This is a genomic window from Photobacterium sp. OFAV2-7, from assembly GCF_022347985.1.
Classification (GTDB): Bacteria; Pseudomonadota; Gammaproteobacteria; order Enterobacterales; family Vibrionaceae; genus Photobacterium.
In genome coordinates, this window is record NZ_JAKRFQ010000255.1 from 1 (window position 1) to 5,968 (window position 5,968).

General features: G+C 49.9%; 4 protein-coding genes. 2 read left to right on the forward strand and 2 right to left on the reverse strand.

Features of this window, described 5'->3' with window-relative positions:
• Positions 1 to 250: 250 nt before the first annotated feature.
• A complete protein-coding gene (cysK, locus tag MHN01_RS13800) occupies positions 251 to 1,219 on the reverse strand; it encodes a cysteine synthase A (RefSeq protein WP_239411874.1) in 969 nt (322 codons plus the stop codon).
• Between the two features lie 256 nt (positions 1,220 to 1,475).
• Positions 1,476 to 2,237: a sulfate transporter CysZ gene (cysZ, locus tag MHN01_RS13805; RefSeq protein ID WP_239411875.1), complete on the reverse strand. Its 762-nt coding sequence runs from the start codon at positions 2,235 to 2,237 to the stop codon at positions 1,476 to 1,478.
• Between the two features lie 400 nt (positions 2,238 to 2,637).
• On the opposite strand from cysZ, the gene zipA reads away from it, so the two are divergent.
• Positions 2,638 to 3,780, forward strand: coding sequence for a cell division protein ZipA (gene zipA, locus MHN01_RS13810; protein ID WP_239411876.1), 1,143 nt, complete (start codon positions 2,638 to 2,640; stop codon positions 3,778 to 3,780).
• A 68-nt stretch (positions 3,781 to 3,848) separates the two neighbouring features.
• Positions 3,849 to 5,864 (forward strand): NAD-dependent DNA ligase LigA, encoded by a 2,016-nt coding sequence (gene ligA / locus MHN01_RS13815; RefSeq protein WP_239411877.1) that lies wholly within the window; start codon positions 3,849 to 3,851, stop codon positions 5,862 to 5,864.
• The last annotated feature ends 104 nt before the right edge of the window (positions 5,865 to 5,968 follow it).

The following is a 5,968-nucleotide window of genomic DNA, read 5'->3' on the forward strand; positions in this document are numbered from 1 at the left end:
GATAACGTATGCTTGCTAACTGGGAGTATAAACTACCCAACAGTTCGGCGTTTTAGCTTAATCCAAGTCAATTTTTTGTGACATTGTTGGTTTACAAGCCCCGAAAAGGTCGATTTTTTGACCTTTTATTTCGACGCTAAAAATAAAACGCAACGGATTTATATTAAAGCTAAGTTCAAAATGCAACAAAAAAGCCCCCTCAAGGGGGGCTTTTAGGCAGCAATTATCAATCTATCATTATAAAATGTGATCACTGTTGGGTTTCTTTTTCCGTAAAGATACCCGAAAACAGTGCCGTTGACAGGTAACGCTCTCCAGAGCTTGGTAGCACTGCAACAATGTTTTTCCCTGCAAATTCCGGACGCTCGGCGATGCGGTTGGCGGCCACAATGGCAGCACCTGAAGAAATACCGGCAAGAATGCCTTCTTCTTCCATCAGACGGCGAGCCATTTCAATGGCATCTTCAGAGCTTACGCGCTCAACTTCGTCAATCAGAGCAAGGTCCAGGTTGCCAGGAATAAAGCCGGCACCGATCCCCTGAATCTTGTGCGGGGCAGGCTGCACATCATCGCCGTTTAGCGTCTGGGTAATAACCGGAGACTCGGAAGGCTCAACAGCAACGGTTGTGATGGCCTTGCCTTTCTGCTGCTTGATATAGCGGCTGACACCGGTAAGCGTACCGCCGGTACCCACACCAGAAACAAAGACGTCAATTTCACCGTCAGTGGCATCCCAAACTTCCGGACCTGTAGTCTTTTCGTGAATTTCCGGGTTGGCCGGGTTATTGAACTGCTGAAGCAGCAGGTACTTTGACGGATCAGAAGCGACAATCTCTTCTGCTTTTTCGATCGCACCCTTCATACCTTTAGGCGCTTCGGTCAGCACTAGGTTGGCACCTAGAGCCTTAAGTAGTTTGCGACGCTCCAGACTCATGCTCTCAGGCATGGTCAGAGTAAGCTTGTAGCCACGAGCTGATGCAACAAAAGCAAGGGCAATACCTGTATTACCACTGGTTGGCTCAACTAGCTCTACCCCTTCTTTTAGAAGGCCTTTTTTCTCGGCATCCCAAATCATGTTTGCGCCGATACGGCATTTTACGCTGAAGCTAGGGTTGCGAGCCTCAATTTTAGCCAGAACGTTACCTTTACTTACACGGTTAAGACGAACTAGCGGGGTGTTTCCAATCGTTAGTGAATTATCTTCGTAAATCTTGCTCATGCTTGTCGTTCCTTCGTGACACGTTTCAACAAATGACAGATAAAGCATAAACCGTGATTGGCATTTGGAAAGTAATTAATTGTTATATCTTATTGTTATATAAGAGGGGCAGTTCAAGAAGCCAGCATTCTATGCTTTGAAGGCAAGGTTGGCGGCCACTCGGCGCTATGAGGTGCGACAGGGGGATGAATAAACAGCGGGAGCTTATGCTCCCGCTGCCTGCTGGTAACTATAACTTGCTGGTTACTATTTAAAGCTAGTGAAGCTTGTATTGTGTTCGGTAGTGGTCAACCCACATGGCGGTGGCACCGCAGACGGCAATAGGCATTACCACAAGGTTAAGCAGCGGCGTCATGGTAAATAGCATGACTAGGCTACCAAAGCTGATTGACTTTCCGCGCTTTTCTTTCAGGGCGTCTCGCATTGTGGTGAACGGTACCTTGTGGTTGTCAAACGGGTAGTCGGCATATTGGATGCTCATCATCCAGGCACTGAACAGGAACCATAATACCGGACCGACCGTCTGGCCGATGGCAGGGATCCACAGCAGGATAAAAAGACCTATAGCCTTTGGTAGGTAGTATTTCAGTTTGATCCATTCTCGGTGCATGATCCGTGGCAGATCTTTGAGAATATCTTTCAAACCGGCATCCGGGGCAGGTTCGCCGGTTAGCTTGGCCTCGAGATGTTCGGCCAAAAGCCCATTGAACGGGGCCGCTATCCAGTTGGCGATGGTACTGAAAAAGTAAGAGAAGGTGACTAAAGCAGCAACGGCCAATAGAGGCCATAGCAAGTAAGACAGCCAGTCAAGCCATTGCGGTAAATAAGCCATCCAGCCATTGATCCAGTCACTGAGTTGACTCAGCACAAAGGTAAATGCACTGCCGAACAGGATAATATTCACCAGCAGCGGCAGAATGACGAAGCGGCGGGTACCTGGTTGCATCGCTAACGACATTCCCTTGAAGAAATACCCGGCCCCACTGGCAGGGTTTTGAATGGCTGGTGGTTGTTGCATCTGACTCTCCTTCATGAGCTTCTTTTTTCGGGGATCTATTGACCGGGAAAAGAATAGTAGGTGCATGTTAACGGTGTGTGGTGCAAGGAATCAAATTTCCTTGTGGCCTTCCTAGGCGGTAAAGTGGAAAAATGCCACGGAACTGGCTGTATTTTGCTCGATTTTGTGCTCAGCAGCACTATCTTGCACGAATCACGATAATCATCTTCTCTTTCTGATTTGAGATTTGGTACATTACTAGTAATTCCTTTAATTATCTGCCTTGTCGAAGCAAGATAATTAAAGGAATTGGTTTAGCGTGATCAGGTTGGTTAGGGTGACTTGTGTGTCCAGATTGGCTTGATGAAACATTGGTTGTCATTTGCCCCGTTAGGGTAACGAGTAAATTCAGAGTATTCATATGCAGGAATTGCGTCTGGTTCTTATTATTGTCGGCGCGCTAGCTATTGCAGCGTTACTGTTGCATGGCTTGTGGAGTAGTCGTAAGGAAAAACCCGCGAAGTTTGGTGAGAAGCCGCTGGGCAAGCTAGATGATGCTAGTAATGTTGATGCCGATGGGTTTGATCAGGATGGTGTCGGTAGCGTACGGGTTGTGAATAGTGAAGCACCAGAAAAGGCTAGCCGGAGAGAGCCGGAACTGCATTTTGGCGCTAAAATCGAAGCCGATCCGCTGATGGAGTCGACGACCAGTGACTTCTCGGCAGAACCTGCTCTAGACTTGCCCAAAATGTCGGCCAAGCCTGAGATACAGCCTGCAGTTGCCAGGCCGGAGGCCGATCCCCGTCCGGTGACCGTAGAGCCTGAGTCACAGCCAGTGGAACCTGTCGTTGCACCTCAGCCTGCGGTTAGCCCTGAGCATGAGATTCAGCAGCCGCAGCCCGCTCCGTCGGTGCAGGTTCAGGCGACAGCTGAACCAGAGCTACCTAAGCAGGCTTTGATCGACCCGGAAGAAATGACGGTTGTGCAGCCGAGTGAGCAACCTCTTCACGAGCAACCTGTTGAAAAGACCGCGCCTCAAGAGCTGGAAGTGGCAGAGCCGACAGTCAAGGTTGAGCCGGTTGTTGAAAAGCAAACCATTATTGAGCCAGAGCCAGAGCCAGAGCCAGAGCCAAAGCCAGAACCAGAGCTTAAGCCTGATTATCTGGTACTGAATATCCATGCCCGTAACGGTGAGACCCTTCGCGGTACCAAGCTGTTTAACAGTCTGGAGCAAAACGATTTGTATTATGGCGAAAACTCGGTGTATCACCGCCATGCCGATGTTGCTGGTACCGGACCGATTATTTTCTCGGTAACCAACATGGTTCACCCGGCGCATTTCCCTGAAGGTGGTAGCGAGAGCTTTGAAACACCGGGAATAGCCTTTTACTTGATGTTGCCTTGCCCTGGCCGTCCTGATTATAACTTTAACCAGATGCTACAAACCGTTCAGCGTGTTGCTGACGAGTTAGGGGCTGATGTGCTTGATCATGAACGAGCAATGATCACCCCGCACCGTATTAATGAATATCGAGAGAAAGCCAAGCTTTATACTCGGGCTTAATACGGGTAATGAATAGAGATAATCAGGCCCCTTTCGAGGGGCCTGATTTTTATACGATAGGAAGAACAATGAGTCACGACATTCAGCAGCAACTGACAGAGTTGCGCGAACAACTTGCATACCATGGCTATCGCTATTACGTCGAAGATAATCCTGAAATCCCTGATGCCGAATATGATCGCATGATGCAGCAACTGCTGGCTTTGGAGAGTGAGCATCCTGAGTTGATGACAGTTGATTCTCCGAGCCAGCGTGTTGGCGGTGCGCCGCTGGATGGTTTTACTCAGGTGACCCATGAACTGCCGATGCTGTCGCTGGATAATGCGTTTAACGACGAAGATCTTCAGGCATTTGAAAAGCGTATGCTAGATCGTCTGCTTTCGGCCTCGACGCTGAGCTATTGCTGCGAGCCGAAACTCGATGGCCTTGCAGTAAGCCTGATGTATGAAAACGGTGTCTTGGTCCAGGCTGCGACTCGCGGTGACGGCACCACCGGCGAGAACATTACGGCGAACGTCCGAACCATTCGTTCTATACCGCTAAAGCTTCAAGGGGATAACTGGCCAGCGCGCCTGGAAGTACGCGGCGAAGTGTTTATGCCGAAGAAAGGCTTTGACGAGCTGAATGAAAGGGCATTAAAGAAAGGCGAGAAGACATTTGCCAATCCGAGAAATGCCGCAGCAGGTAGTTTACGCCAGCTTGACTCGAAAATTACGGCTACTCGCCCGTTAAGCTTCTATGCCTACTCCGTTGGGGTTGTAGAAGGTGCTGAACTGGCCCCGAGCCAGTATGAACGCCTGGTCCAACTGAAAGACTGGGGCCTGCCAATGTGTCCGGAGATCCAGCAGCTGGACAGCCTGAGCAAGGTCATTGCCTATTACCAGGAGATCGGCGAAAAGCGTCAGGCGCTACCTTATGAGATTGATGGTGTGGTGATCAAGATTGACGATGTCGCGCTTCAGGATCAATTAGGTTTTGTTGCCCGGGCTCCGCGCTGGGCAATCGCCTATAAGTTTCCTGCCCAGGAAGAAATGACCTTGTTGAACAATGTCGAGTTTCAGGTAGGCCGTACTGGCGCGATCACTCCTGTTGCCAAGCTGGAGCCAGTTTTTGTCGGCGGCGTAACGGTGAGCAATGCGACGCTTCATAATGCTGATGAAGTTGAGCGTCTGGGTGTCATGGTTGGTGATACCGTGATTATTCGCCGTGCTGGTGACGTGATCCCGCAGATTGTCTCTGTGGTCGAGTCACGCCGTCCGGCAGATGCCACCCGGATTGTGTTCCCTACAGAGTGTCCGGTATGTGAATCTAAGGTTGAGCGAGTGGAAGGCGAAGCGGTTGCCCGTTGCTCCGGCGGCCTATTCTGTCAGGCACAGCGTAAAGAGGCGCTAAAGCATTTTGTATCTCGTAAGGCGCTGGATGTGGATGGCTGCGGCGAAAAAGTGATTGAACAGCTGGTGGACCGTGAAATGGTCACCACCCCGGCCGAGCTGTTTAAGCTCTCGGCTGGAGTCGTTACGGTACTTGACAGAATGGGGCCGAAATCGGCTCAAAACCTGGTCGACTCTTTGGCAAAATCCAAGTTGACGACTCTGCCGAGGTTCTTATATTCGCTGGGCATTCGAGAAGTCGGCGAGGCAACGGCAGCAAATTTGGCAAACCATTTTGAGACCTTAGAGGCTATCAAGCAGGCCAGCAAAGAGCAGCTGATAGAAGTCCCTGATGTGGGTGAGATTGTTGCCGCGCATCTGTTTAACTTTTTCCGTGAAGAGCACAACCTAGCTGTTATTAATGATTTGCTTGCTGTTGGCGTACATTGGCCGGCTATTGAGAAAGTTGCTGAAGGCGTGGAGCTTCCATTAGAGGGTAAAACCGTGGTGTTGACGGGCTCTCTTTCCCAGCTCACTCGCACTGATGCCAAAGCTGCACTTCAGAATCTAGGAGCGAAAGTGACGGGGAGTGTCTCTAAGAAGACAGATCTGCTAGTAGCAGGGGAGGCGGCTGGTTCGAAATTAGCTAAAGCTCAAGATCTGGGAATTGAAGTATGGGATGAACAAATGCTTGTTGATTTCATGAATCGTTAACCTCCTTCTTCCTGGGTATATTCATCTTTCCCATCTTAATGAATATACCCTAGCTACCTCAAGATGCTCGCTTCCGCTAGAATTACTTGGGTTGTGGCCGGGCC

What these genes read in the sequence shown, in the direction of transcription:
- cysK (WP_239411874.1), bottom strand. Translation starts at nt 1,219, where the DNA reads ATGAGCAAGATTTACGAAGATAATTCACTAACGATTGGAAACACCCCG.
- cysZ (WP_239411875.1), bottom strand. Translation starts at nt 2,237, where the DNA reads ATGCAACAACCACCAGCCATTCAAAACCCTGCCAGTGGGGCCGGGTAT.
- zipA (WP_239411876.1), top strand. Translation starts at nt 2,638, where the DNA reads ATGCAGGAATTGCGTCTGGTTCTTATTATTGTCGGCGCGCTAGCTATT.
- ligA (WP_239411877.1), top strand. Translation starts at nt 3,849, where the DNA reads ATGAGTCACGACATTCAGCAGCAACTGACAGAGTTGCGCGAACAACTT.